The 24163-nt window shown below is 61.3% G+C and carries 25 protein-coding genes and 1 other annotated feature; of the genes, 12 read left to right on the top strand and 13 right to left on the bottom strand.

Going from position 1 to position 24163, the window contains the following annotated elements:
- Nucleotides 1-79: 79 nt before the first annotated feature.
- The 4 genes from TZ53_RS25775 to TZ53_RS27695 form a co-directional block, all read right to left on the bottom strand.
- Nucleotides 80-1021, bottom strand: a complete 942-nt coding sequence (locus TZ53_RS25775) for an OmpA family protein (RefSeq protein WP_084694435.1) — start codon at nt 1019-1021, stop codon at nt 80-82.
- Complete coding sequence (locus tag TZ53_RS24040; protein ID WP_044663421.1) at nt 1011-1901, bottom strand: hypothetical protein; 891 nt, start codon at nt 1899-1901, stop codon at nt 1011-1013. The genes TZ53_RS25775 and TZ53_RS24040 overlap by 11 nt, the downstream gene beginning before the upstream one ends.
- Nucleotides 1898-2269 (bottom strand): hypothetical protein, encoded by a 372-nt coding sequence (locus tag TZ53_RS27010; RefSeq protein WP_157009869.1) that lies wholly within the window; start codon nt 2267-2269, stop codon nt 1898-1900. Before TZ53_RS27010 ends, TZ53_RS24040 begins: the two co-directional genes overlap by 4 nt.
- A gap of 374 nt (nt 2270-2643) precedes the next feature.
- Nucleotides 2644-2946 (bottom strand): PaaI family thioesterase, encoded by a 303-nt coding sequence (locus TZ53_RS27695; RefSeq protein WP_329604525.1) that lies wholly within the window; start codon nt 2944-2946, stop codon nt 2644-2646.
- Between the two features lie 430 nt (nt 2947-3376).
- Here TZ53_RS27695 and TZ53_RS24030 point away from each other — a divergent pair, with 430 nt between their 5' ends.
- Complete coding sequence (locus TZ53_RS24030) at nt 3377-4213, top strand: TIGR00266 family protein (RefSeq protein ID WP_044663420.1); 837 nt, start codon at nt 3377-3379, stop codon at nt 4211-4213.
- A gap of 80 nt (nt 4214-4293) precedes the next feature.
- Complete coding sequence (locus TZ53_RS24025) at nt 4294-4905, top strand: DUF4142 domain-containing protein (protein ID WP_044663419.1); 612 nt, start codon at nt 4294-4296, stop codon at nt 4903-4905.
- 296 nt (nt 4906-5201) lie between these two features.
- Here TZ53_RS24025 and TZ53_RS24020 read toward each other — a convergent pair whose 3' ends face one another.
- From TZ53_RS24020 to TZ53_RS24005, 4 genes are all read right to left on the bottom strand, one after another.
- Nucleotides 5202-6053: a sigma-70 family RNA polymerase sigma factor gene (locus tag TZ53_RS24020; protein WP_084694459.1), complete on the bottom strand. Its 852-nt coding sequence runs from the start codon at nt 6051-6053 to the stop codon at nt 5202-5204.
- Nucleotides 6053-6508, bottom strand: a complete 456-nt coding sequence (locus tag TZ53_RS24015; protein ID WP_044663417.1) for a carboxymuconolactone decarboxylase family protein — start codon at nt 6506-6508, stop codon at nt 6053-6055. The genes TZ53_RS24020 and TZ53_RS24015 overlap by 1 nt, the downstream gene beginning before the upstream one ends.
- Nucleotides 6509-6654: 146 nt before the next feature.
- Nucleotides 6655-7005, bottom strand: a complete 351-nt coding sequence (locus tag TZ53_RS24010; RefSeq protein WP_044663416.1) for a DUF2200 domain-containing protein — start codon at nt 7003-7005, stop codon at nt 6655-6657.
- Between the two features lie 457 nt (nt 7006-7462).
- The gene (locus tag TZ53_RS24005) at nt 7463-8668 is read right to left on the bottom strand and encodes an MFS transporter (RefSeq protein WP_044663415.1); all 1206 of its coding nucleotides are present in this window, start codon (nt 8666-8668) and stop codon (nt 7463-7465) included.
- 95 nt (nt 8669-8763) lie between these two features.
- On the opposite strand from TZ53_RS24005, the gene TZ53_RS24000 reads away from it, so the two are divergent.
- Nucleotides 8764-9564, top strand: a complete 801-nt coding sequence (locus tag TZ53_RS24000; RefSeq protein ID WP_044663414.1) for an AraC family transcriptional regulator — start codon at nt 8764-8766, stop codon at nt 9562-9564.
- 96 nt (nt 9565-9660) lie between these two features.
- Here TZ53_RS24000 and TZ53_RS23995 read toward each other — a convergent pair whose 3' ends face one another.
- Nucleotides 9661-11142 carry a SulP family inorganic anion transporter gene (locus tag TZ53_RS23995; RefSeq protein ID WP_044663413.1) on the bottom strand — a complete coding sequence of 494 codons (1482 nt, stop codon included), beginning with the start codon at nt 11140-11142 and terminating at the stop codon, nt 9661-9663.
- Nucleotides 11143-11212: 70 nt separating this feature from the next.
- Nucleotides 11213-11268 (bottom strand) — a sequence feature (sul1 is cis-regulatory element that is thought to sense ions involved in sulfur or methionine metabolism; They are found in Alphaproteobacteria).
- Between the two features lie 319 nt (nt 11269-11587).
- Here TZ53_RS23995 and TZ53_RS23990 point away from each other — a divergent pair.
- Both TZ53_RS23990 and TZ53_RS23985 read left to right on the top strand, forming a co-directional pair.
- Nucleotides 11588-13120, top strand: coding sequence for a DUF389 domain-containing protein (locus TZ53_RS23990; protein ID WP_044663412.1), 1533 nt, complete (start codon nt 11588-11590; stop codon nt 13118-13120).
- 818 nt (nt 13121-13938) lie between these two features.
- Nucleotides 13939-14229, top strand: coding sequence for a hypothetical protein (locus TZ53_RS23985; protein ID WP_044663411.1), 291 nt, complete (start codon nt 13939-13941; stop codon nt 14227-14229).
- A 423-nt stretch (nt 14230-14652) separates the two neighbouring features.
- Here the strand turns inward: TZ53_RS23985 and TZ53_RS23980 are convergent, their stop codons facing one another.
- The 3 genes from TZ53_RS23980 to TZ53_RS23970 all read right to left on the bottom strand — a co-directional run bounded on the left by TZ53_RS23980 (nt 14653) and on the right by TZ53_RS23970 (nt 16987).
- Nucleotides 14653-14832 carry a hypothetical protein gene (locus TZ53_RS23980; protein ID WP_172668341.1) on the bottom strand — a complete coding sequence of 60 codons (180 nt, stop codon included), beginning with the start codon at nt 14830-14832 and terminating at the stop codon, nt 14653-14655.
- A 93-nt stretch (nt 14833-14925) separates the two neighbouring features.
- Nucleotides 14926-15387 (bottom strand): DUF983 domain-containing protein, encoded by a 462-nt coding sequence (locus tag TZ53_RS23975; RefSeq protein ID WP_084694434.1) that lies wholly within the window; start codon nt 15385-15387, stop codon nt 14926-14928.
- Complete coding sequence (locus TZ53_RS23970) at nt 15380-16987, bottom strand: phosphoenolpyruvate carboxykinase (protein ID WP_044663409.1); 1608 nt, start codon at nt 16985-16987, stop codon at nt 15380-15382. Before TZ53_RS23970 ends, TZ53_RS23975 begins: the two co-directional genes overlap by 8 nt.
- Before the next feature lie 120 nt (nt 16988-17107).
- On the opposite strand from TZ53_RS23970, the gene TZ53_RS23965 reads away from it, so the two are divergent.
- The 4 genes from TZ53_RS23965 to TZ53_RS23950 are packed head-to-tail and all read left to right on the top strand — an operon-like array spanning nt 17108 to nt 21125.
- On the top strand, nt 17108-17437 hold the full coding sequence (locus TZ53_RS23965; RefSeq protein ID WP_044663578.1) for a helix-turn-helix domain-containing protein: 330 nt from the start codon (nt 17108-17110) through the stop codon (nt 17435-17437).
- Nucleotides 17427-19127: a SulP family inorganic anion transporter gene (locus TZ53_RS23960; protein ID WP_044663408.1), complete on the top strand. Its 1701-nt coding sequence runs from the start codon at nt 17427-17429 to the stop codon at nt 19125-19127. Before TZ53_RS23965 ends, TZ53_RS23960 begins: the two co-directional genes overlap by 11 nt.
- A 24-nt stretch (nt 19128-19151) precedes the next feature.
- Nucleotides 19152-19460, top strand: coding sequence for an alkylphosphonate utilization protein (locus TZ53_RS23955; protein WP_044663407.1), 309 nt, complete (start codon nt 19152-19154; stop codon nt 19458-19460).
- A gap of 36 nt (nt 19461-19496) precedes the next feature.
- Entirely contained in the window at nt 19497-21125 is a 1629-nt protein-coding gene (locus TZ53_RS23950; RefSeq protein WP_044663406.1) for a Na+/H+ antiporter, read from the top strand.
- Between the two features lie 408 nt (nt 21126-21533).
- Here the strand turns inward: TZ53_RS23950 and TZ53_RS23945 are convergent, their stop codons facing one another.
- The gene (locus TZ53_RS23945) at nt 21534-22010 is read right to left on the bottom strand and encodes an Rrf2 family transcriptional regulator (RefSeq protein ID WP_084694433.1); all 477 of its coding nucleotides are present in this window, start codon (nt 22008-22010) and stop codon (nt 21534-21536) included.
- A 104-nt stretch (nt 22011-22114) separates the two neighbouring features.
- On the opposite strand from TZ53_RS23945, the gene TZ53_RS23940 reads away from it, so the two are divergent.
- The 3 genes from TZ53_RS23940 to hmpA are packed head-to-tail and all read left to right on the top strand — an operon-like array spanning nt 22115 to nt 24044.
- A complete protein-coding gene (locus TZ53_RS23940; protein ID WP_044663405.1) occupies nt 22115-22525 on the top strand; it encodes a group III truncated hemoglobin in 411 nt (136 codons plus the stop codon).
- A complete protein-coding gene (locus TZ53_RS26450; protein WP_084694432.1) occupies nt 22518-22823 on the top strand; it encodes a DUF1971 domain-containing protein in 306 nt (101 codons plus the stop codon). The genes TZ53_RS23940 and TZ53_RS26450 overlap by 8 nt, the downstream gene beginning before the upstream one ends.
- 9 nt (nt 22824-22832) lie before the next feature.
- Nucleotides 22833-24044 carry an NO-inducible flavohemoprotein gene (gene hmpA / locus TZ53_RS23935; protein ID WP_044663404.1) on the top strand — a complete coding sequence of 404 codons (1212 nt, stop codon included), beginning with the start codon at nt 22833-22835 and terminating at the stop codon, nt 24042-24044.
- Nucleotides 24045-24163: the final 119 nt, after the last annotated feature.

The following is a 24163-nucleotide window of genomic DNA, read 5'->3' as shown; positions in this document are numbered from 1 at the left end:
CAGGTGGATGATGCAAGCGGTACGGCGTCGCAATTTATGTCCTCGCCCAGCCGCTCCATCTAAGCTCGAAACGAACAGATCATGGAGGACTGCAACGCAGATCCACCTCGACGACGCGGTTATTGCTGGCTTCAAGACCGAATTGCACCGTGGCACCGCCTGAAAGAGCAGCTATTGATCCTGGGGCAATGCCCTGACCTATGAGGTTCTCTCGGACGGCCCGGGCGCGTCGTAGGCCCAAAGCCAGATTGGCCGTGGGGCTTCCCGACCTATCCGTATAGCCTACGAGAAGGATACGCGCTTGTGGACAGGTCTGAGTGAATGCGCTCACTGCCCCTAATGCTTCACGCAAGGGTTGGGGATCGGCAATGGTCGAGCCCAGGTCGAAGCGCACCAACGTTGACCTACTGGAGGTCAGCGGGTTGGGCAGGCGTGTTTCGAGGTTCGCAAGGCGACTATCGATCTGGGCGAGCCGGGCGGGCAGATCCGCCGTCTGTTCGGTCCCCTGGCGCCTACTTGGCTCAGGGAGGCTTTCGCCTTCCGTCTGGGTTTTGAAGGTGGATGTTTCCTGCTCGCTCAGCGCTTGTGCGAAGCCGGCTTTCAGTTCGACCAGGGCGCTCTGAAAGGCTTGCGGTGTCATCGTGGATTCGGCAACGTGGCTAAGGGCGGCCTTCGCCTCACGATATTCCTGATCGGTGCTCTCGAACCGCGCCCATTTCTCGCAAGCGTCGATGAACAGTCGGATGCCGATCAGATATTGGTTTTGTGCGCCGGTGTTGCGGAACTCGGCATCGCGCATATTCAGTCCATAACCCAGGATCGAGAAGCCGGCAGACCGGTCCCGATTGGGGCGAAGTGGATCGCTCCAGCCTTTGCATTCCTTCATCCGGATCTTGGCCGCCGGCTGCAGCGGCCGCGGGATGCCCTCCAGGTGAGATTGGCAGGCGGTGACGAGGGAGAAGCAACAGAGCATCCCTGCGATACGGCGCCCAGCGCCTCTCGTTTGCAGTTCAGGCGGCATTTGCTGCCGGCTGCGGTGACTGCTGTTGCGGCGTCTCGCTTTTCACAAGTGCGTCTTGCAGATCTTTGGCCTGATCCTGCACGCATTTGACCAAGGCAGGTGTGACAGCGGGTATTCTCTCTTCAACCTGGCTCGCCGTCATTTGCCGTGACATCTGACTGCCGGCGAAAATCCACAAGTCAAGTTTCGCGCTGCTCTGATCGCCGGTCAAGAAGGTCAGCACAGTGGCTCTGATCGTACCCAGCTTGGCGAGAATGGAGGGGTCTATTTTGCGCATCGATCGGGTCATGAAGCCGCCGCACGCTTCAAGGTTCACGCCTGGGATGCTGGCGTTGGCCAGTAGCGTGGTTATCTTGACGGTGTCGAAGTTCGGGTTGGGCAGGATCTTATCGATTTCTGCCGCGCTGAAATGCGGGATACCTGCGATTTCCTCGGCGAGCTGATCGCGGATCGCGTCACGTTCCTCGGTGTTCTCAGGTTGCCAGCGCCCGATATCGAAGTACCGATCCAGAGTCAGAATGAAATCCTTCTCAGCATTGTCGAGTGCCTTGACCTTAACCGGGTCCGCTTGCAGCTTTTCGCGCGCGCAAGTGAAGAAGGACCGCACGGTTTCGCTATAGGCGTCCTGCGCGAGACCACCGGCGGCCGAGATCGCGTAACCGGCCTTGATGGTGACGGCCTTGGAGGACTTGCTTTCGCCCAAGCCGCTGGCCAACTGATCGGCGATGTTCTGCGCAGTCCGGGATGCCATCTCGAGCTTGGCCTCGCCGGCGATCTCGGCCAGTTTGCTCTGATACCGGAACGTGCAATCGGCATGCGCGAGTTGAGGACAGAAAAAGGCCCCAGCCGCAACTGCTGCTGACATAAGCGAGTATTTCATGGCTTCTCCCTGTTGTCAGCAAGACTGACGGGAACGACGCCTACCGCGCCTGCGAGCAAATGAAAAGTACATTGCGGAAGCACAACGAGCGCCTTGTTCGCAGACAAACAGAGCGTCAACCGCGCCTGATCGAACTTGCACGCAATTGCCGTGTAAGCTTGATCTATCAAGATGCTTCCAAAACCGGACTTCACCTTGAAACGGCTAGCCTTGAGGCACAGTGCCGAAATCGAAATTTTCCGGTCTGCACCTGAAAACAAACATTCGCTGAGTGATCGAGCAGAGTTGGCGTAGAGGCGATGTAGAATTTGGGTAAGTTTATTCAAATTCGCTGATTTCCAGCCTTTCTGCGGCAGGATTTGGCCCACCGCTCGCTTTCCTGCGCGTTTTTCTTGCGGCGCGCCCGCAGGAGGTGTGCAACGGATTATCGAATATGCTCGGGCTGCTCGCGAGCGCGTTTCATGAATCGTGGCGACGCAAGGTTGGGCGAAGCGCGCCCCGTCCCATCTGATCGAACATTGCAGCCAGGGAACGATCGCCGACGGCCAGATCCTCGGCGTCTTGGCGCCAGGGCACAGGGTGTGGGGCGCAGGCTGCACCCTCGCGCCCCACACATTAGGTCACTTCTCGGTGATGGCGGTGATCACGCCGGCACCGCCCTCGAGCTTCAGGTCGAAACTTACTTCGTCTCCGACCTTCAGGCTGTCGATGAGCGCGGCTAGGGGAGGGGTCCTGGTTTGGTCTACGGTTGCGCATACCCGACCGTAGCCTGCGCCACGAGCCGATCCTCGCTTCCTTGCCAGATCCTCACATCAACTGTCGATAACTTGCGTCCGAGTTTGAGAAGCCGGGCGTCGGCATAAATGGGTCTGAATTGACAGGCGTGCAGAAAGGAGATCGAAAGGCCATGCGTTACTGCCATCGGCTCAGGCCCGTGGTGCGTCGCAATCACGGCGTAGGCTGCCACGTCCGCCAGAGCCATGAGCGATGGGCCGGACACGATTTTACCGGGCCTTGCCATAGCCGGGGTCGGCTCGAGGAGCATTCGCACGGTCCGGGAACGATTTCCACTACAGAACCTAGACCGGCGCGCGCTTCGGGCGGAAAGGCCTCGTCGAGAAATTTGGACAGGCCGTCAAGATCGAGCTGGGGTTGAGGATATTCCCTATTCATAGCTTCTGGCCTTATCGGACAAAGCTGGTTTCCAACAATAACAACATGGCGAGACCGATCATAACGGCAGCTGACACGCGGCGCCCCAGCGCTGGCCGATCCGGGGCGTGTACGCAGGGCTGCTTTCGAACCATATTCAACTGTCAGACAGACCAATGCGCAGTTGACGATGTGAATGCCGCCCAGCCCGAGAAGCTGCGCCGGGACCGGTCAGGCGCTCGAGCGACCGCCTGGCAGCCCCTTGTGCGTAGCGAAGTCGCTCCGCAAAGGCTATTGGCGCTGGAAATAGAGGAGTGACAGACATGCCGAGCCCCAGCCCCTGGCAGCATCATCGCAGCGCCGCCCTGGCTGACGACATCGACTTCGAGATCAAGGGTCAGGAGTTGCAGTTCCTTGAGATAGAACTCGATCCGGGCGAAAGCGCCGTTGCAGAAGCAGGCGCGCTGGTCTGGAAAGACGCGGCTGTGGGCATGACGACCGTGTTCGGTGATGGAAGCGGAGGCAGCGACGGCGGCTTCATGGGCAAGCTGTTGGGAGCCGGAAAGCGACTGATCACAGGCGAGAGCCTCTTTACCACCGTGTTCACGCATAATGGCCAAGGCAAGGCAAAGGTCGCTTTTGCTTCACCGACGCCGGGCGCGATCCTTCCCATCCGGCTTGATCAATGCGGCGGGCGACTGATCTGCCAGAAGGACAGCTTTCTTGCAGCGGCCAAAGGCGTGTCGATCGGCGTCCACTTCCAGCAACGGATCATGACCGGCCTGTTCGGCGGCGAAGGCTTCATCATGCAGAAGCTGGAGGGCGACGGCTGGGTGTTCGTCCAGATGGGGGGCGCGATCGTCGAACGCGAACTGGCGCCGAGTGAGCAATTACATGTCGATACCGGCTGCGTCGCGGCCTTTACCGACACGGTTGCTTTCGACCTCGAACGCGCTGGCGGGGTGCGCAGCGTCCTGTTCGGCGGAGAGGGCCTGGTTTTTGCTCGGCTCACCGGCCCCGGCAAGGTGTGGATACAGTCCCTGCCATTCTCCCGTTTGGCAGGGCGGATGCTGGCGGCGGCCGGCAGTCGCGGCGGACAGAACAGGGGTGAAGGGTCAGTGCTCGGCGGCCTGGGGGACCTGATCGGCGGCAATAACTGAAGCTGCTCAAAAGCAGTGCTCGCGGGCGGGGAACGCGCGGCGCAAATCGCGCGTTGGCCGACCTTGAAAGGGAGAGCAGCATGACCCGCCTTACCCCCATATGTCTGATCGCTGGTTTGACCCTGGCTGCATGCAACCAAGCCGCAGAGCGACGCGCGGAGAATGCGGCAGGATCGGCCGCAGCCACTGCCGAGGTTGTCGGCGACCGGATCGAAAATGCTGCTGACAATACGGCCAGCGCTATGAGGCCGACGCCGAGCGCGCAAGAATTCGTGAACCAGGCAGCCAAGAGCGACGCTTTCGAGATTGCGGCGGCGAAGTTGGCCGAGACGCAGGGGGTATCGACCGAAGTGAAACTGTTCGCCGCGCAAATGATCGAGGCGCACACGGATTCCACGGCCAAGATCAAGGAAGCGGCTGGCAAGGCCGAGCCTGCGATCCAGCCCGATCCAGCGCTCACTCCTGACCAGAATGAGGATCTGGCGGAGCTGCGGAAGCTGACCGGTGCCAAATTCGATGAGGAATATGTCGATGGCCAGGTGGATGCGCATGAAGACGCCTTGGCGTTGATGCGGTCCTACGCGTCGGGCGGCACGGACGCGGCGCTGAGGGCCGTTGCAGCTGAAATCGCGCCGGTGGTCGAAGGGCATCTCAAGATGGCACGCGAGCTTGAAACAAAGACTGACCGTTGAGTCCAATATTGTCAGCGAAAAGTCATCCAGGTGATGAACCTGCTCGCTTCCGACTTGGCACTCCCGATCCTGGGCGCGATCGGTGCCGGGCGGGAATATCGCGCAAACCCAGCGGGGTCCCGTACACGCTTGTGCGAGGCGGGGTTCAAGCCTTCAGCCATTAGCCAGCGTCTTGAAGGGGATAGTGTGAAATTCACGTCGGCGGTGAGCGATGCTCAAGAGGAGACGATGGAGGAATTGAGCATCGCACTGTTCCGGGATCCCGTCATGCTGACAGCGGCCGCAAAGCCTCTACATCAGTGCATCATCCCATCCACGTGCCGCAGCTTATCCGGGTTTCGCATGATATAGATCGCCTTCACGCGGCTGTCTTCGATGAGGAGCGCTGTCGTCTGTAACATGCCGTCGGCCTCCCGCGTAACAAAGCCGGGCAAGCCATTCACAAATGCCCGCCTCACCAGTTCAGGATCGCCGCGGCGCAGACGGATAATAGTGGATAGTCCGCGTAGAACCTCGTGTGCGCCGTTGAGGACACGGCCCGCCGCCGGGCGTATGCCTCCTCCATCGGAATGAAAGCGTACATCGTCTGCCAGCAGCGAACCGAGCTTTGTGACATCGCCGGCCCGAGCCGCTTCATAAAAGGCTGCGGCGATCGCTTGGCCCCGGTCGCGTTCGACAGGAAAGCGCGGCCGCTCGCGCCGCACATGCTCGCGTGCCCGCGCAGCAAGCTGACGGCAGGCGGCAGCGCCCCGGCCAATGGAGGAGGCGACGTCATCGAAGCTTTCTCCGAACACATCATGCAGCAGGAAAGCCGCCCGTTCGAGCGGAGAGAGACGTTCGAGCGCAAGCATGAGGGGGAGGGTGACGTCCTCTACGGGCTCGGCCTCCACGATGGGGTCGGGCAGCCACGGGCCAACATAGTTTTCCCGCCGCACCCTCGCGGATTTCAGGTGATCGAGGCACAGACGCGTCACCGTGCGGCGCAGGAACGCGGCGGGGACACGCACGGTTTGCCTGTCTGTCGCCGCCCAGCGGATGAATGCGTCCTGCACTACATCCTCTGCGTCAGCCATCGAACCGAGCATGCGATAGGCGACGCGCAGCAGATTGGTCCGCTGCGCGTCAAAGCTCGCAAGGCGATCGTCGATCACGCCGGCCAGCCAAGCGCGGGGTCGTAGAGATGGAAGCCGACCGCCAGTCGGTTCCAGCCGTTGATGACGTTGATCGCCAGTGTCAGTTTCACCTGCTCCTCCGCGCTGAATTCCGCTGCAAGGGCGGCATAAACGGCATCAGGCGCGCGCCTCGTGGCAATTTGCGTCAGATGATCGGTCCAGCCAAGAGCCGCCCGCTCCCGCGCGCTATAACATGGCGCCTCCTCCCACGCGCCGAGCAAATGGATGCGCTGCTCCGTCTCGCCTGCCTTGCGGGCATCATGCGTGTGCATGTTGAGGCAGTTGGCGCAGCCGTTGATCTGTGAGGCGCGAATCTTGACCAGTTCGAGCAGGTTCTTTTCAAGCCCGGATTTCTCGACCTGCATCGACAGATCGTACCAGGCTTTGAAAAGCGGCCCGCCACCGGCATAGATATTGGTGCGGTCATGCATATGTCGGCATTCCTTCATCGCAGTTGGATACCCGCATGACGAGGCAGCCGGAGGCTCTGTGACACGCCTAGCGCATTTTCTTTCGGCCCGTATCGGCTATGCGCCAATGCCGGCCAAAGCAGCCAATGGTGTCGGTCGTCTTCGCATCACTCGCGAAGTATCTTCTCCATCGCCTTCCCCTGTGCGAGCTCGTCGATCAGCTTGTCGAGATAGCGGATCTCCTGCATCAATCCGTCTTCGATAGCTTCGACCCGAACGCCGCAGACCACGCCTCGGATCAACTTTCGCGAGGGGTTCAGTAAAGGCGCCTGACCAAAAAATTTCTCGAAGCTGCTTTTCTTTTCCAGCTCCGCGTCGAGCTCTAACCGGGTATAGCCCGTCAACCAGTGGATGATCTCATCGACCTCCGCTTTGCTGCGGCCTTTCTTTTCCGCCTTGGTGACATAGTGCGGATAGACACTGGCAAAGCTGATGCCGTAGATGCGATGTTCCGCCATGATGCGCTTCCCCGTCCGAACCGTTCAGCCACCGCGCGGCAAAGCTGCCGCCAAACCTATGGCGCCGCCGCGCGCATGACATAAAATCTGTGCGTTCGTAGACGATGTCTGCTGCGCCTGCCAACGGCGTGCGCCCGGGCCGCCTCAAACGCCGCGCCTGTGTAGACCTTCCTATGGTCGCGACCCGCATTCAAGGCTCGCATGGCAAGGCGTCCTGTTTTGTCCGGGGCGCGCTCTTTCTCTCGGAACATAGCATGCCAGCTATGCGAAGATCGACTAACGTTTTCGCCGGCAGCAATCGCGAGACCGGCGTCCTTCGCACTGGGCGTACCAAGGACTGGACCGGCGCTACCCACCAAGGGAGCCATGACCTGGCTCGCCCGGAAGATGGCGCGTTCGCAGCCCGAAGCGCATCACTGGGTCATGGAGCGTGTGAGGCAAGGGAAAGCTGGCATGATCATTTCTTCCTGGGATCGGGCAACAGGATGGCGAGCAACCCGATCGCGGGCAGGAACGCGCAGATGCCGTAGACCGTCCCAATGCCCGAACGATCGGCGACCTCACCCAGAACGGCCGCGCCCACGCCCCCCATGCCGAAGGAAAAGCCAAAGAACAGGCCGGAGATCATGCCGATCTTTCCAGGGACCAGATCCTGCGCGTACACGACGATGGCCGGAAAAGCGGACGCAAGGATCAAGCCGATCGCAACCGCCAGGGGCCCGGTCCAGAAGAGGTTCGCGTGGGGGAGGAGCAAGGTGAAAGGGAGCGCGCCCAGGATCGAGAACCAGATCACATATTTCCGCCCGAAGCGATCTCCCAGCGGCCCGCCCGCGATCGTGCCTAGCGCGACGGCGGCAAGAAAGGCGAACAGGTATAGCTGCGCGACGTCGACCGACACGCCAAAACGATGGATCAGATAGAAAGTGAAGTAGCTGGTAAGGCTCGCCATATAGACATATTTGGAAAAGATGAGGGCGAGCAGTACGGCGATGCCACCCAGCACTTTTCCTTGAGGCGGGTCGACAATGACTTTGCCACTGCCTTTCCGTGGGGACAGGCGCGCAAGGCCATGATGTCGATACCATTGGCTGACATTCCAGAGGATGGCGCAGGATAACAGGGCCAGCATCGCGAAAAAGGCGAGGCTGGTCTGACCCCAGCGCAGGACAATGAGCGCGGCGGCCAGAGGACCGAGCGCGGATCCGGCGTTGCCACCGACCTGGAACATCGACTGGGCAAGGCCATGTCTGCGCCCGGCGGCCATGCGCGCGACGCGCGAGGATTCGGGATGGAAGACCGAAGAGCCCATGCCCAGCAGGGATGCGCCTGCCAGCAGCAGCCCGTAGCTGTGTGCAACAGAGAGTACCAGCAGCCCCGCCAGGGAGAAGAGCGTTCCGGCCGGAAGTGCAAGCGGTGTCGGCCGCTTATCGGAGTAAAGACCAATGAGCGGCTGCAGGATCGACGCGGTCATCTGGTAGACCAGGGTCACCAGCCCGACCTGGCTGAACGACAGGTCAAGTTCCGTCTTGAGGCTGGGATAGATGGCGGGCAACAGCGACTGCAGCATGTCGTTGATGAGATGACAGGCGCTGATCGCCGCGATTATGCCGAAAACCGTTGCGTCGGCGGCGGGGGCGGGCAGGGCTGATCGTGTGGCGTTCATGCTATTCTTGTCCTTGATGACAGAGCGGCCTTAACCCCTCCCGCAAGCGCCCGCATTCCTATATGGGACTATCATCTTCGCGATCGGGACATGCCGTGCCTTGGAACGACCCTGCCTTCGTCGAGCATATCGATCGGCCCATTGTCGGGATCGGCAACGAATATCCGCCTGCCTTCGAGCTGGACTGGCATCAGCATCGGCGCGGGCAATTGCTCTACGCAGCACGTGGGGTCGTGGTCGTCAGCACACCTTACGGTGCGTGGGTGGCGCCGCCTGAGCGCGCGGTCTGGACGCCAGGCGGCTGCCCGCACGCCATTAGGATGGTCGGCGCCGTCAGTACCCGCGCTGTCCTGATCGAACCCGGCACGGATGGCTCGCTGGGTGACAGCAACAAGGTGATTCAGGTGTCGCCGCTGCTTCGCGCGCTGCTCGAAGCGGCGTGCGACATTCCGCCGGAATATGATGAGGACGGGCGCGACGGCAAGGTGATGGCGCTGCTCCTGGCTGAACTGGCGGCGGCGCCCACCGTACCTCTGGCTGTTCCTTTTCCGAAGACAGGGCCGATCGCCGCCCGGTGCCATGCCTTTCTCGAACGCCCGACCCCGCATGACAGCATCGATCAGTGGTGCGATGATCTGGGCATGGGCCGCCGCGCCTTCACCCGTGCCTTTCGCCGGGAAACGGGCCTTAGCTTCGGAGCATGGCGGCAGCAGGCCTGTATTCTCATAGCGCTGCCGCGGCTTGCCGAGGGCCAGTCTGTTACCGCGATCGCTTTCGACCTTGGATATGACAGCGCCGCCGCCTTCTCGACGATGTTCAAACGGCGCGTCGGTGTATCACCAAGCCACTATCTTCCCGCGGGTGAAGGGGGAACAAATGCAAGTACGGGCCCCTAGACCAAAGCCCATATGCGCAGTCCTCGCCGCTGGGACATGGCCTGATCCAATGGAAGGCCGGGCGGGGGCCTGACCCTTTTCATGTTACCATGTCGGTTAGGATGGTCCGGTCGAAACGGCGGGCGCCAGCCTGTCGACAAGGATGGCGCTGGCCCGGTTGAGACCGATCACTTCCACTCCAATGCCATGACGGCGCATTTTCATGACGATCTCTTCCAATGCGCCAACGGCCGTGATGTCCCATAAGTGACTGGCGGACAGATCTATGCGAACCATCGATGCTGTGTCCCTCAAATCGAACCGATCGGCAAATATGTCTGCGCTGGCGAAGAAAATCTGACCGGAGACGATATAGGTCCGCGTATCCGTCGCCTCATCATAATGAGACGCGACATCCATCATGCGCGTCACCTTGAAGGCAAAGAACACGCCGCTCAGGAGCACGCCGACAGCCACGCCCGCCGAAAGATCATGCGTTGCGACCGTGACGATCACGGTCGCCATCATGACGATGCCCGATACCTTGGGATGGCGCGCAAGGTCGCGGATCGACGCCCAGGAAAAGGTGCTGATCGATACCATGATCATGATTGCGACCAGCGCCGCCACGGGCACCTGCGCGATCCATGGGCGTAGCGGTACCATCACCAGGAGAAGAAAGACGCCGGCGACGAGGGTGGACAGCCGCCCGCGCCCCCCATAGCGGATATTGCCGACCGTTTGCCCGATCATCCCGCAGCCGGCGATGCCGCCAAACAGCCCCGCCGCGACATTGGCAAGGCCCAGGCCGGTGCATTCGCGCGCCTTGGAGCTTGTGGTTTCCGTCAGGTCGTCCACGACGCTTGCTGTCATCAGCGATTCAAGCAGTCCTACTGCCGCCATGGCAATCGCATAGGGAAGCACGATCACCAGCGTCTCCCAATCGAGCGGCACGCCGGGCCAGGTGAGAGACGGCAGGGAAGAGGGCAGGCGGCCAAGGTCGGCGACCGTGTGGATCGGCATGGGAAAGGCGATGCTGATCGTGGTGAGCACGAGAATGCAGATGAGTGGCGAGGGAATGGCAGTCGTGATCCGGGGAACGAGATAGATGATCGCGAGGCCGCCCGCGATCATGGCATAGCTATGCCAGCTCACGTGCAGCATCTGCGGCAACTGCGCGGAGAAGATGAGGATGGCGAGCGCGTTCACGAAGCCCGTCCGCACCGATCGCGAGACGAAGCGCATGAGTATATCGAGCTTCATGAGGCCGAAGGCGATCTGGAGCAATCCGGCAAGCAAGGTGGCGGCGAGCAGATATTGCAGCCCATGAGCGCTCACCAGCGCCGCCGCGACCAGCGCAACCGATCCCGCAGCGCCAGAGATCATCGCCGGACGTCCACCTGCAAAAGCGATGACGATACCGATGATGAAGGACGCGAACAGCCCGACCTCCGGATCGACGCCGGCGACGAAGGAGAAGGCGATCACTTCCGGGATCAGCGCGAACGTACCGACCATGCCGGCGAGAATATCGCGCCGGGCGTTGGAGGCACCGTCGAACCATTCAGCGCGGTAGCGCGATAAAGAGGTGCTGTTCATGGCTTGCAGAAAACCGTCGAAGTCGCAGGGATGATGTAGCGTGATGTGGCGAATATCAGCCTGCGACAAACATTGTCCGGCGGATCGACGGCCGGAATAGCCACCCGGATTTTCACCGGGTCCTTACGAATGGGCGGCTCCTAACGTCATGGGCTCACAAGCGCAATTGCCACCTCCCCGCGGGCGACGGGATTGCTGGATGGGAAGGTCGCGCATCGCGGGGCAAAGAGGGACACGCCCGCTCACCATGGCGGGCGTGTCGAAAGGCTGCGGCCGCGCACCCATGGTCGGCCCAGGCACGGTCGATCCGCAGGCACGCGTTGCACAATGGCCGGGTAGCCAACACTGCAGCCGTCTGGCGTTGCTCTTGCCGGCTAGCGCCGGTTGCGAGCACGCTTCCCATACCCTAGCAGGAACCGCTCTACCCCATTCGAGAGGTTATATCGTGGAAGTCGCTGACCGCGAAGGCAGAAGCAAGCTGCGTCGTTGGTGGAATATCTGGGTCGTGGGTGGCGTCGATCACGCGGCCGTTCTCGATCAGATAAGCGAGGACTCCGGCTGGTCGGGCCGCTATCTTTTTCTCGTCCTGATTTCCGCTTCGATTTCCCTTCTTGGTTTGTTGATGCCGTCGGTAGCGGTGCTGATCGGCGCCATGCTGCTCTCTCCCCTGATGATGCCGATCATCGGTTTGGGTTTCGGGATCGCAACGCTCGACTTCCGGGAAGTCCGGCGCGCCGCAACCGCCTTGGGCCTTGGATCGGCAGTCGCGATGATCCTTTCAGTTGTCCTGATTTCCCTCTCGCCGGTCCAGACGATCACGAGCGAAATCGCGGGCCGTACACAGCCCACTTTGTTTGATCTGCTGGTAGCCCTGCTCTCTGCCGTGGCGGGGGCCTACGCACTTATCCGGGGGCGTGGCGGCACGGTCGTAGGTGTAGCCATCGCCATCGCGCTCATGCCGCCGCTGGTCGTGGTGGGGTTCGGCATCGCCACCTGGAACTGGACCATCTTCTCAGGCGCACTGCTGCTCTTCATCACCAACGCGGTTACGATCTCGCTGACAGCCGCGCTGGTTGCGCGGGTCTATGGCTTTGGCAGTCATCTCTCGCCACATCATACCGGATGGCAGTTAGTCCTGTTTTTTGCAGCGCTTGGTCTTCTGTCTGTCCCACTGAGCGCAGCATTGAGGCAAATCGCCTTCGAAGCCCTCGCCCAGCGTCAGGTGCGCGATACCGTCCGTGCGCGCTTCCCGTCCGATGCACGCCTGAGTCAGGTCGAAATCGACTATGCGCGCTCGCCGATCCGCGTGCGCGCCGTCATGCTGACGCCGGGGATCGTTGCCCGAGCCGATGCACTGATCGCCGACGATCTCCAGGCGCGGCTGGGCCGCCCGGTGGACATCCATGTTGATCAGCTGCGCACATCCCAAGACGCGGGGGCGACAGAAGCGGCCCAGATCGCGCGGGCGAGCGATACCGGCCGCCAGAATCTCGATGGTAGCCGCCATCAGGCTACCGCCACTCTCGGCCTGATCGTGGGCGTCGAGCCAACCGCGGTGCGGCTTGAATTGGGGGATCGAACGCTGACAGCGGCCGCCGCCGTCTTGCCGGGCCTTGGTCTTGAAGGGTATCGCGCGCTCGAGGATCGTGCCCGGCGCGCGCTGCCGGATTGGACGGTGCTGCTGACGCCGCCCGATCAAGCAGTTTTGCCTGACGTGCGGATCGACCAGGGCGTCGTCGATGGCAAGGTGCTGGATCTTGCAGCATGGGCATCGACACGCAGATCGCAGGAGCTGACCGTAGAGGGAGGGACGGCCGCTCAACGCCGCGCCATAGCAGAGGGCATCGTTTCCCGAGGAGGACGTGCAAGGGTCGGGGCCGCGGCGGGAGCCATCCGGCTGGCCTGGATTGAGCGCGAGACGTCCATGCCGGGCGAGGGGCAGGGCGACGCCATCCAGGTCACCGGTCCGCGTCCCTGAAACCCGAAATTGCGCCGCGATGGGCTCTGTCTGGAAATCCCCCTTCAAATCAGCAGGGATACCGCATAGCGCAGGCCATTTGGGGCGGCTGTTTGACAACATAACTGTTGGATTATGGATTCACGGTCGGCGAATGCATGTCCCGGCGGCCGCGGCGATCGTACGTTCGGCCCCAACCCAATTGCAGCGGGTGACCCATTTCCCAGGCTGATCTGCAAGGAGCTCGCCAGCAGCATTGGAGGATGGGCTAAATCCCCAGAAGCTGCATCTGGGGGGCAGGCGAATGAAGCTCATAGCAGGAGCGTTGAGGGATGATGACTCGCTGCGCTGCGGCGGCAAATCCTTGGGGGCGTGCCGCTCGATGAGTGCGACGCCTTCTCCCTTCTATCCGCAATCCACCTCGAAGCAGAAGCGAGTCCATTCAGCTATGACGGGCTCCTTGCGGCGGGGTTGGGCAGCGCAGGGGCGAGGGTCCGCTGGACGGGCATGGGAGCGCTTGGGCCTGCGCTGAAGTCGCACCATCTGAACATCTCCACCCTGCATGGGGCCGTAACGATATGCCAGGTTGGTTAACATTTTATTAATGGTCTACTTGAGCGTCGAAGTGGAGCCATAAATGAACGGGTCTTCAACCCTGACGCATTTTCTCAGGTCCGCCGGGATGTGTTTGCACTGCTCCGCGCCGGGATCCGGGCCTGCGCCCTTGCGGACAGCAGCGATGTGCGATAATATCGTAAGACGATATAATTTCTGTTCGGTTGATGGGATCGCAAGGCGCAGCCTGGCAAGCTTTCCAACAACTGAAATGCGAGGCCGCCATGCCATTGCTGAAAATCCTTGTTGAAGCTGTCGCGCTGATCGGCGGCAGCGTTTTGGCAGCGATGATCTCGGCTGTGCTGGCCTGGAACATCGCACGCCGCCTGCATTGCCGCCGGCAGGCGTGGCTGATCCTGCTCGCTGCAGCCGCGACGACGCTTCTCGCTTTGGGTGACAGCGAGTTTGTGAGGATGAGTGCGATTCTCGGGATTGCAGCTTCAGCCGCACTCTATCTCCAGGGCGTGGACGAGGGACGAGGAAAGCGCCAAAATGGCATACAGCGCCATCGTTAACAGAGAGGAACCAGCATGGCCCGGGAGCAACTTTGGTCTTATCCCGCGATTGTCGCAGCGATCGGCCAGGCAAGATTGCCGACGTTCGGCGAGATGCGCTTTTTGATGAGGCGGATTAGTCGCGAAACCCGTACGGTTCCTGATAATAGCCGGCGCCGCAAAATCATACGGGATCTCGCGGGAGCGATTGTGCAAGGTCAAGAGGCTTCAGGCGGAGCCTGAATTCCGACCTGGCACTGCGCGTTCATGATGGACGCACATGTCCTTCACGCCGGCGGCCGTCGATGCCCGGGGCAATCTTGCTCGCCATCGGTGGCACGAGCCCAGTCCGCAGGCTGCTTCTCTGCGAACCGCGCCATGGCCTGTCGACGATCAACGCGGTACGCTTGAACTTCATTTCCGCGAAAAGGCTGATCGCGCAGATCAGTTATGCTGATCGTCGGACAGGGACAGGATGATGGCGACGAGCGCGTCCTCGGCCCGCTCCCTTCTCTGCGCATCGGTGGCCGAAAGGTCTGCCCGCAACCATGCCGGAAGGCGCCTCACAAGCTCCCGCAGGTTGTTGTCGCCGATCTCGGTCGGCGGCGCCCCTCCAGTTGACAAGGGGTCATTCATACAGGTGACCAGAGCTGCAGACTGCTGGTCGCGACCCGGACCGAAGCGACATTTTTTTCGATGGCGAATGGGCAATCCTCATCAGCCATCACCCGGCAGGCGTTTGAAACCGTGCATTGAATACCACCATTGGATTGCGATGATGGCGCCTTTGGCAGGCTGAAGCAAACCGACCATCAGGATGACGGCAAGCGGCAGGATAATGGCGACCACCACACCTGCCGAGAGCCCGGCATCCTTTGTCAGCGCAATGATGAGAGGCGCCAGGAGATGGCCCGTCACAAAGATCGATACATAGGCCGGAAAGTCGTCCGCCTGTTGAGGCGTCCAGTCCTGACCGCATGCGCTGCATTGCGCGACGGGCTTGAGGAATCGCGGGAACAGCCGGTTTTCGCCACAACGGGGGCATCGTCCGATCGCACCCCGTCTTACGGCTTCAAGGACTGAGGCGGAGACCGTCGCGCAATTATTCCGAGGGTCTCCGCGCGCAGCCGGGCATCGTTCGATGCCGTTGCAGGGGGGCGTGAAGCCTTCCTCAGGCATCGACCCTGGCCGTGGGGGCGGCCGACCGCACGCTTGCGTCGACATGATCTTCAAATTGCGCGAAATTATCGATGAACTTGGCCACCAGCTCTCTTGCGGTTCTGTCATATTCGGCAGGATCAGCCCACGCACCACGCGGATCGAGCAGCTTGTCATCGACGCCGGGCACCGCGATCGGCACCTCGAAGCCAAAATTGGGGTCCTCACGGAATTCAGCATTATTGAGGCTGCCATCCAGCGCGGCATTGAGCAGCGCGCGCGTGGCCTTGATCGGCATCCGGCTGATGCCTTCCATGGTCGCCTTGCCGCCCGACCAGCCGGTGTTGACCAACCAGCACTTGACCCCGCCCTTGGCGATCCGTTCCTTGAGCAGATTGCCGTAGACAGAAGGATGGCGGGGCATGAACGGTGCGCCAAAGCAGGTCGAGAAGGTCGCCTCCGGCTCGGTCACGCCGATCTCAGTGCCGGCAACGCGCGCGGTATAGCCTGACAGGAAGTGATACATCGCCTGGTCCGGAGTCAGGCGGGCGATTGGCGGCAGCACGCCATAGGCATCGGCGGTGAGAAAGATGATGTTCTTCGGCACCGGACCGAGATTGTCCCGCGAGGCATTGGGAATGAAGTCGATGGGGTAAGAGCCGCGGCTGTTCTCCGCGAGTGAGGCGTCGTCGAGGTCAATCTCGCGCGTGGCAGGATCAATCACCACATTTTCGAGCACCGTGCCAAAACGGCGTGTCGTCGCGAAGATCTCCGGCTCCGCCTCCGCCGACAGACGGATCATCTTGGCGTAGCAGCCACCTTCGAAATTGAACACGGCGGTATCCGACCAACCATGCTCGTCGTCTCCGATCAGCGTGCGGCTGGCGTCAGCCGAGAGCGTCGTCTTGCCCGTGCCCGACAGGCCGAAGAAGACGGCGGTGTCGCCCTTCGGACCGATATTGGCCGAGCAATGCATCGGCATCACGCCCTTGGCCGGGAGCAGGTAGTTGAGGATGCCAAAGACCGATTTCTTCATCTCGCCCGCATAGGCGGTCCCGCCGATGAGGATCAGCTTCTCGGTCAGGTTGACGGCGACCACCGTCTCGCTGCGCGTGCCGTGGCGCGCGGGATCGGCCCGGAAACTGGGAAGGTCGATGATGGTGTACTCGGGGAGGAATGCGTCGAGCTCTGCGGCGGTAGGGCGCACAAGCAGGGTGCGCACGAAGAGACTGTGCCAGGCGAGCTCCGTGATGACGCTCACCTGAACGCGGTGCTCGGGCTGCGAGCCGCCGAAGAGATCCGCGACGTAAAGCCTGGTCCTGCCCTCCAGCGCCTTCACAAAATCGGCGCGCAGATTGGCGAAGTGCTCAGGCGTCCTCGCTACATTGGTTTTGCCCCACCAGACGCTGCTTTCGGTTTCCGCGTCCCGAACAATGAACTTGTCCTTCGCCGAACGGCCGGTGTGCTTGCCCGTCGCAACCACGAACGGGCCGTCCTTGGCAATCAATCCCTCGCCGTTCCGGACTGCTTCCTCGATGAGTTGCGCCGTTCCGAGATTGCGCTGGACTTTTGGATCATCGTTGAGATTGGCCAGCAGGGTACGACCGAAGAGGTTGGGCATGACTATACTCCTTGAACCTTATGTCATCGAGCGATGAAAATCCCGTGACAGCCCGTTAGCATATGGCATATGTGAAAGGTAAGATTGTAATTTGATGTCTTAAACATCATGGAGGTTTCGTTGATCACATCGCAGCAAATGCGTGCCGCACGCGCCCTCCTGGGCCTCGACCAGCGCGGTCTTGCTGCCCTCTCAGGCGTTTCGCTTCCAACCATCCAGCGGATGGAGGCCTCCGAGGGCCAGGTGCGGAGCGTCGTCGACACGCTGGTGAAAGTCATCAACGCGCTGGAAGCAGCCGGTATCGAGATCATCGGTGAAAATGCACCGAGCAGCGGGGCAGGACGCGGCGTACGCCTCAAGGAAACGGCCGCCGGCAAGGGGCCCCGGCGCGTCCCGTCTCTTCTGTTCGACCAGGCTGAGGAGCCGGACAGTGACGACAATGCCCGGTGACGCACGGCGCATTGCCTTCACGCCCAAGCTGATCACGGTTCTGCACGAAGGCTATACGCCAGTGGATTTCCGCCGGGACGCCTTGGCGGGCCTGACCGTCGCTATCGTCGCATTGCCGCTTGCCATGGCGCTTGCAATTGCCAGCGGGGCCTCGCCTGACAAAGGGCTTGTGACCGCAGTCGTCGCAGGGTTCCTCATATCTCTGCTGGGCGGATCGCGCGTCCAGATCGGCGGACCGACCGGCGCTTTCGTGGTCGTCGTGTTCAACGTGATCGCGCAGCACGGGCTGGATGGACTTGTTCTTGCCACCCTGATGGCGGGGTTCATTCTGATTGGAGCGGGCTACGCTGGCCTTGGCAACCTGGTGCGCTTCATTCCGCAGCCGGTGATCACCGGGTTCACTGCGGGCATCGCGGTGATCATTGCATCGAGTCAGGTCAAGGATTTCCTTGGACTGTCCATGGCCCAAGTGCCGGCCGATTTCCTTCCCCGATGGGGCGCCTATTTCAGGGCGCTGGGCAGCGTTGAAATCGGGGCTTTGGCCATAGGCGCGGGGTCATTGGCGCTGATCATCTCCTTGCGCAAATGGGCGCCGCGCTTGCCGGGGTTCCTGATCGCCGTTCTTGCCGCATCCGCTGTCGTGACGCTGCTGCACTTGCCGGTCGAGACAATCGGATCGCGATTTCCCGACTTGCCGACGGGATTGCCCGCTCCTGCGCTGCCCGACATTTCGCTTCTCAAGATACAGTCGCTGATACCGTCCGCGTTCACCATAGCCTTTCTGGCCGGCATCGAGGCCCTCCTGTCTGCGGTCGTCGCTGATGGCATGATCGGTTCCCGGCATCGTTCCGGCCAGGAACTGGTCGGCCAAGGTGTCGCCAATCTGGCTTCGGCGTTGCTGGGCGGGTTGCCCGCGACCGGTGCGATCGCCCGCACCGCCACCAATATCAGGGCCGGCGGCATTACGCCAATTGCCGGAATGTTGCATGCGGTATTCCTGCTGCTCTTCATGCTCTTCGCGTCCCGTCTCATGGCCTATGTGCCGCTGGCCGCGCTGGCGGCGATCCTGTTCATGGTCGCATGGGGCATGAGCGAACATCACCGGTTCATCCAGCTGCTGAGGATGCCCAACGGAGATCGCGCGCTGCTGCTGCTGACCTTCTTCCTGACGGTGCTGGTCGATTTGACCGTCGCCATTGGCGTCGGCGTGACGCTGGCCTCGCTGGTCTTCATGATGCGTATGAGCCGTACCGTCGAGATAGCGAGCGACCGGCAGGCTTCCTCCCGCGAGGATGAGAACGAGGAAATCGACCAGCGTGTGGCACTGCCAGATGGCGTCGAGATATTCCGGATCGACGGACCGATCTTCTTTGGCGTGGCCAATGAGCTGCTCGATACGCTGCGTCGCATCGGTCCTGTCCCGCAGGTCATCATTCTGCGGATGCGACGGGTTCCGCTGCTCGATGCAAGCGGTGTGGCCACGATTGGCGAGATTGTCGCCCGGGCTGCGGCGACAGGCACGCAAATCATCCTTTCCGGCGTTCAGGCCCAACCCATGGCGATGCTGGAGCGCGGCGCGCTCGGGGTCCAGAGCCGGCGCCTCATCCACAGCGCGGACCTGCCCGAAGCGTTGCGCGTGGCCGCCGCAATCACAGCCGCGCCGCCGGCAAGCCGGATGCGCCTCCACTGATCAACAGCCTACAGGATCATGCCAATGACCGATGACAACGACGATTATGTCTATGATGAAGCTACGGGCGAATGGGTAAGCGCCGCTGACGCGGCCACGCGGGCCGCAGCGCTTGACCGGATCGAGGTACGGGACTCTGTCGGAAATCTGCTCGCGGATGGCGATAGCGTCATAACGATCAAGGATCTTAAGGTCAAAGGGGCGGGTCAGACCCTTCGGAAGGGGACCGTCATCAAGTCGATCCGGCTCACAGGAGATGCCCAGGAGATTGACTGCCGTTATGAGGGCATCAAGGGTCTTGTCCTTCGAGCGGAATTCGTGCGCAAGCACTGATCCCTCGCATCTGCCTCCCACAACGCGGAACACGCCTTGGAAACCATCACGATCATTTTGCTCCTTCTGCTCGCGGTCATCATCAGCGGCATCGTATCGCGCGCCGTGCCGTTGCCGTTGCCTCGGCCGCTCTTCCAGATCGCGCTCGGTGCCGTGATCGGCCTCACCGCCGACTGGCGCGTGACGCTCGATCCCGAGATCTTCTTTCTGCTGTTCCTGCCGCCGCTGCTCTTCCTCGATGGTTGGCGCATCCCGCGAGAGGAACTGTTCAAGGACGGAAAGACTGTCATCGAGCTGGCGCTCGGGCTCGTTGTCTTCACCGTCGTCGGCATGGGATGGTTCATTCACTGGATGATCCCCTCGATACCGCTCGCGGTGGCCTTCGCCCTTGCCGCTGTCGTTTCGCCGACCGACCCGATCGCCGTCTCGGCGATTGCTCAACGTGTACCGATCCCCAAGCGCATGATGCACATTCTGGAGGGAGAATCGCTCCTCAACGACGCTTCCGGCCTCGTCTGTCTTCGCTTTGCCATCGCCGCGGCCCTGACCGGCGCCTTCACGATTCACGAGGCGGCGCTGAATTTCCTGTGGGTGGCATTTGGCGGAATCGCCGTCGGCACGGGCCTCACCTGGATGGTGTCGCGCGCCAAGAACTGGGTCAGCCGCAGGCTCGGCGAAGAAGGCGGCGCGCAGATCCTCATCAGCCTGCTCATTCCTTTTGGCGCCTATCTGCTCGCTGAGCACTTGCACTGCTCAGGTATCCTCGCTGCGGTCGCTGCCGGTCTCACCATGGGATTTGTCGAATCGACGGGCGAGCTGGAAGCAACGACACGGATTCGCCGCAACACGGTATGGGATACGATCCAGTTCACCGCCAACGGCGTCATCTTCGTGCTGCTTGGCGAACAGCTACCCGGGATTCTTGCCGGCGCGGCCGATACAGTCCGGCAGGCCGGCCATCACGAACCCTGGTGGCTCGCAATCTATGTGCTCGCGATCAATGTCGGTCTCGCGGGCCTGCGTTTCCTGTGGGTGTGGCTCTCCTTCCGTTTGACCTTCTTCCGGGCGCGCGATTGGCGACAAACGCCCAATTGGAGGCTCGTTGCCGCCATGTCGTTCGCAGGCGTGCGCGGTGCGATTACCTTGGCGGGCGTCCTCACGCTGCCGCTCACGATGACCGACGGGACGGATTTTCCTGCACGCGACCTGGCCATTTTCCTCGCCATGGGGGTCATCATCATTTCGTTGATCGCGGCAAGCATCGGCTTGCCGCTATTGTTGCGGGGCCTGGCGATGCCAGCCGAGGCGTCGCAGGTGGCGGAGATCGACGCAGCCCGGATCTCTGCGGCGGAGGCCGCCATCGCAGCGATCGAGCGGGCACAGCATAATATGGCGGATGGACGAACTGACGCTGATCTCTATGTCGCCGTGGCGGCCCGGATCATGGAGAGCTATCGCGCCCGGATCGAGGCGCGTCAGTCCGCAACAGCCAATGGGGGACGCGGGAGACAGCTGGAGGGAATTGAGCGCGAGATGAGACTGGCGGCGCTCAGGGCCGAGCGCGCGCAGCTATATCGCCTCGTGCGGCGGCGCGAGCTGGGGAGCGAGGCTGCGCGCCGGCTGGTGCGGGAACTGGATCTTATGGAAGCCCGCTACTCAACATAGCCTGGCCGATTGAAGCGGCCGCCCGAAGGAAGGCGCTGTCGATGCTGTGAGCGTTCATGGGTGCTGCGCGATGATGGAGGACCGCAAGGGTCAGGCATCAGCAAAAATGTCTCCGCTCCCTCCGCCTGCACTGGTCTCCCGACAAGCGTAAACCAGGGAATTTACGTTTGCCAGGAGTGGGTGGCCCATGGCTCAAATGCCGGACCGTGCATCCGCGTAGATTTCATCAATTTGAAAAGCAATCATCCCAGGGGTGAGAAGCGCGCGACCCGCGACGGATGGAATCAATGCTTGTACGAGCGCCAGGACATGGCGTTCAATTCGTCGTTGTTGAAGTTGGAACCCGACAATCGCATGCTGAGCGCAGCAAGCCGGGTCTTTGCTGGCAAATTCCTGCCGAGATTGGCGTCAGGGCAATGGCCGGGGGACAGCTTGCGTCTCGGCCAGAGGGTCCGGCAGGGAGGATGATGCGGCTGGCAGCCAGCCGTCCCCCAACCGGCGTTTCGTCATGAGATCGGCGAGAGAATAGCTGTCCAGCACCAAGAGGAAGGCGGACACCGCTTCCTTGAGCACAGCTGTCATCCCGCAAAGAGGTGCAATGGCGCAGCTAGCGCAATCGACCAGATCAAATCCTTCTTCGGTGTGACGGACCAGCGCACCCATGTTGATCTCGCCGGGCGGCTTGCCCAGACGAATACCTCCGCCCCGGCCGCGGACGCTTTCGAGATATCCCGCCCTTGAAAGGTCATTGACGACCTTCATGAGATGGTTCTGCGAAATGCTGTAGGCACGAGCGATCTCAGCGATGGAACACAGGCGGTCGGGCCGCGCGGAAACAAAGAGCAGCACCCGGATGGAATAGTCGGTGAACAAGGTCAGCTTCATGACCGTTTCCCAATGTCGCGCGGCCGACCATTATAGGCCTCTTACTTGCATCTTTCAAAGTGGCGGTATAGATGCATCCAAGATGCATGATTGGAGAATGAGTCGTGGAAGACGTCTCCGGGATCGACGAAGCAGAGCTCTCCCGACTTGTGGGCGCTTTCTACAATCGCGTGCGAACGGACCCTGAGCTGGGGCCCATCTTCAACGAAGCGATCAACGATTGGCCACACCACCTTGAAAAATTGACGGATTTCTGGTCGTCGGTGATGTTGGGCACCGGACGTTACAAGGGACGTCCCGTTCCTGCTCATTTGAAACACAAAGATGCCATCACGACGGAGATGTTCGAGCGTTGGCTTGCGCTCTGGCAGCAGACGACGAACGAGTTGTTGCCGGCGGGGGCGGCCGCGGCCCTCCAGTCCCGGGCGGCGCGAATAGCCGAGAGTCTGCAGCTTGCAATGTTCTTCCGACTGCCAACAGAACAAGGTGCAAACCGGAGCGCATTGCGTGGTTGAGCCGATCCCTTATCGGTCCACGCCCATATTCGACCAGGATACGCTGCCCAAGGCATTGCGCGTGCGCCATGACACGAAGGAAGGCGTCTGGGGGCTGATCCGTGTTCTTGAGGGGCGCGTCCGGCTCATCTGCCTCGATCCGCCCTCAGAAGCAATTTTAACGCCTGATAATCCTGGCCTGGTGCTTCCCCGGCAGCCCCATTTTGTCCAGCCAATCGGCCCCATGAAAATGCAAGTCGATTTCTACGATCAGGCGCCTTTTCCTGATCGACCGCCCGACCCCAAATCCGCAGCATAGGAGGTATCGATGTCACAACCCTTGAACGAGCAGACGATCGCGCTCGTCAAAGCTACCGTTCCCGCGCTGGAGGCCCATGGGCTTGATATTGTACATGAAATGTATGCGCGCATGTTCCAGAATCCCGATATCCGTGATCTTTTCAATCAGTCGCATCACGGCGATGCGGGTTCGCAGCCTCGTGCCTTGACCGGCGCCATTCTGGCCTATGCCAGCAACATCGATAATCTGGGCGCGCTTGCTCCGGCTGTCGAACGGATTGCGCAAAAGCATGTCGGCCTGCAGATCAAGCCGGATCATTATCCTCATGTTGCAGAGGCGCTGCTGGGGGCGATCAAGGCTGTGCTGGGCGACGCGGCGACAGACGAGATTTTGGGCGCCTGGGGAGAAGCCTATTGGTTCCTCGCCAATATCCTGATCGCACGGGAAAATCGTATCTACGCCGAGCAGAAGGACACGGCCGGGGGCTGGAATGGGTGGCGCGATTTTCATGTTGAAGAAGTCGTGCGCGAGAGCAGCGTCATCCATTCGTTCGTGCTGCGCCCGGTGGACGGTGGTCCGGTCATGGCGCACAGGCCCGGCCAATATCTCACTTTCTGGCTGGAGATTTCCGGTCAGGCGCCGCTCAAGCGCAATTATTCAATCTCTGCGGCGCCCAACGGGCGGACCTATCGCATTTCCGTCAAGCGCGAACCTCACGGGCTTGCATCCGGCTGGCTCCACGAGGAAGCCGCGGCTGGGACAGTTCTCAAGGTGGCTGCTCCCGCCGGCGAATTCTTTCTGGCCGATCCTGTCACGCGGCCGGTGGTCCTGCTTTCGGGCGGTGTGGGTTTGACCCCGATGGTGGCCATGCTCGAGGCGCTCATCGAAGGTGGGTCTGAGTTCCCCATCCATTATGTCCACGGCACGCATGACCACAAGACGCATGCGATGCGCGACCATGTCCGCGCGCTTGCTGCCAGGGGAAAATCGGTCAAGGTGACAGATTTCCATCAGAATCCGCTTCCGGGCGAGGTTGAAGGTCGCGACTATGACGTGGCAGGGATCATCACGGACGACTGGCTGATCGGCAACACGCCGGTTGACGATGCGGATTATTATATTTGCGGGCCGCGCCCCTTCTTGCGCCATGCTGTTTCCACTCTGTCGCTCGCGGGCGTCCCGGCAACGCGCATCCACTATGAATTTTTTGGTCCCGCAGACGAGTTGCTTGCAGCCTGAACGAAGGCGGGGCGGAGGCAGGCAGTGGCCATGACATTGTCAGTTCCGCCCCTTTGCCCTCCATGGCGTTTGCGTGCATCGCCTTGAAGCACATCATAATATTTGTAGTCATCCTGCAA

Origin of the sequence: Sphingobium sp. YBL2 (genome assembly GCF_000943805.1) — a bacterium.
GTDB lineage: Bacteria > Pseudomonadota > Alphaproteobacteria > Sphingomonadales > Sphingomonadaceae > Sphingobium > Sphingobium fuliginis.
Note: the sequence above shows the minus strand (reverse complement) of the source record. Positions and strands in the feature narration are given on the sequence as shown.

Bases quoted from the DNA above. Each gene is read 5' to 3' on its own strand.
- TZ53_RS25775 (WP_084694435.1), bottom strand. From the start codon at position 1,021: ATGCCGCCTGAACTGCAAACGAGAGGCGCTGGGCGCCGTATCGCAGGG.
- TZ53_RS24040 (WP_044663421.1), bottom strand. From the start codon at position 1,901: ATGAAATACTCGCTTATGTCAGCAGCAGTTGCGGCTGGGGCCTTTTTC.
- TZ53_RS27695 (WP_329604525.1), bottom strand. From the start codon at position 2,946: ATGCTCCTCGAGCCGACCCCGGCTATGGCAAGGCCCGGTAAAATCGTG.
- TZ53_RS24030 (WP_044663420.1), top strand. From the start codon at position 3,377: ATGCCGAGCCCCAGCCCCTGGCAGCATCATCGCAGCGCCGCCCTGGCT.
- TZ53_RS24025 (WP_044663419.1), top strand. From the start codon at position 4,294: ATGACCCGCCTTACCCCCATATGTCTGATCGCTGGTTTGACCCTGGCT.
- TZ53_RS24015 (WP_044663417.1), bottom strand. From the start codon at position 6,508: ATGCATGACCGCACCAATATCTATGCCGGTGGCGGGCCGCTTTTCAAA.
- TZ53_RS24010 (WP_044663416.1), bottom strand. From the start codon at position 7,005: ATGGCGGAACATCGCATCTACGGCATCAGCTTTGCCAGTGTCTATCCG.
- TZ53_RS24005 (WP_044663415.1), bottom strand. From the start codon at position 8,668: ATGAACGCCACACGATCAGCCCTGCCCGCCCCCGCCGCCGACGCAACG.
- TZ53_RS23995 (WP_044663413.1), bottom strand. From the start codon at position 11,142: ATGAACAGCACCTCTTTATCGCGCTACCGCGCTGAATGGTTCGACGGT.
- TZ53_RS23985 (WP_044663411.1), top strand. From the start codon at position 13,939: ATGCCATTGCTGAAAATCCTTGTTGAAGCTGTCGCGCTGATCGGCGGC.
- TZ53_RS23975 (WP_084694434.1), bottom strand. From the start codon at position 15,387: ATGCCTGAGGAAGGCTTCACGCCCCCCTGCAACGGCATCGAACGATGC.
- TZ53_RS23970 (WP_044663409.1), bottom strand. From the start codon at position 16,987: ATGCCCAACCTCTTCGGTCGTACCCTGCTGGCCAATCTCAACGATGAT.
- TZ53_RS23960 (WP_044663408.1), top strand. From the start codon at position 17,427: ATGCCCGGTGACGCACGGCGCATTGCCTTCACGCCCAAGCTGATCACG.
- TZ53_RS23955 (WP_044663407.1), top strand. From the start codon at position 19,152: ATGACCGATGACAACGACGATTATGTCTATGATGAAGCTACGGGCGAA.
- TZ53_RS23945 (WP_084694433.1), bottom strand. From the start codon at position 22,010: ATGAAGCTGACCTTGTTCACCGACTATTCCATCCGGGTGCTGCTCTTT.
- hmpA (WP_044663404.1), top strand. From the start codon at position 22,833: ATGTCACAACCCTTGAACGAGCAGACGATCGCGCTCGTCAAAGCTACC.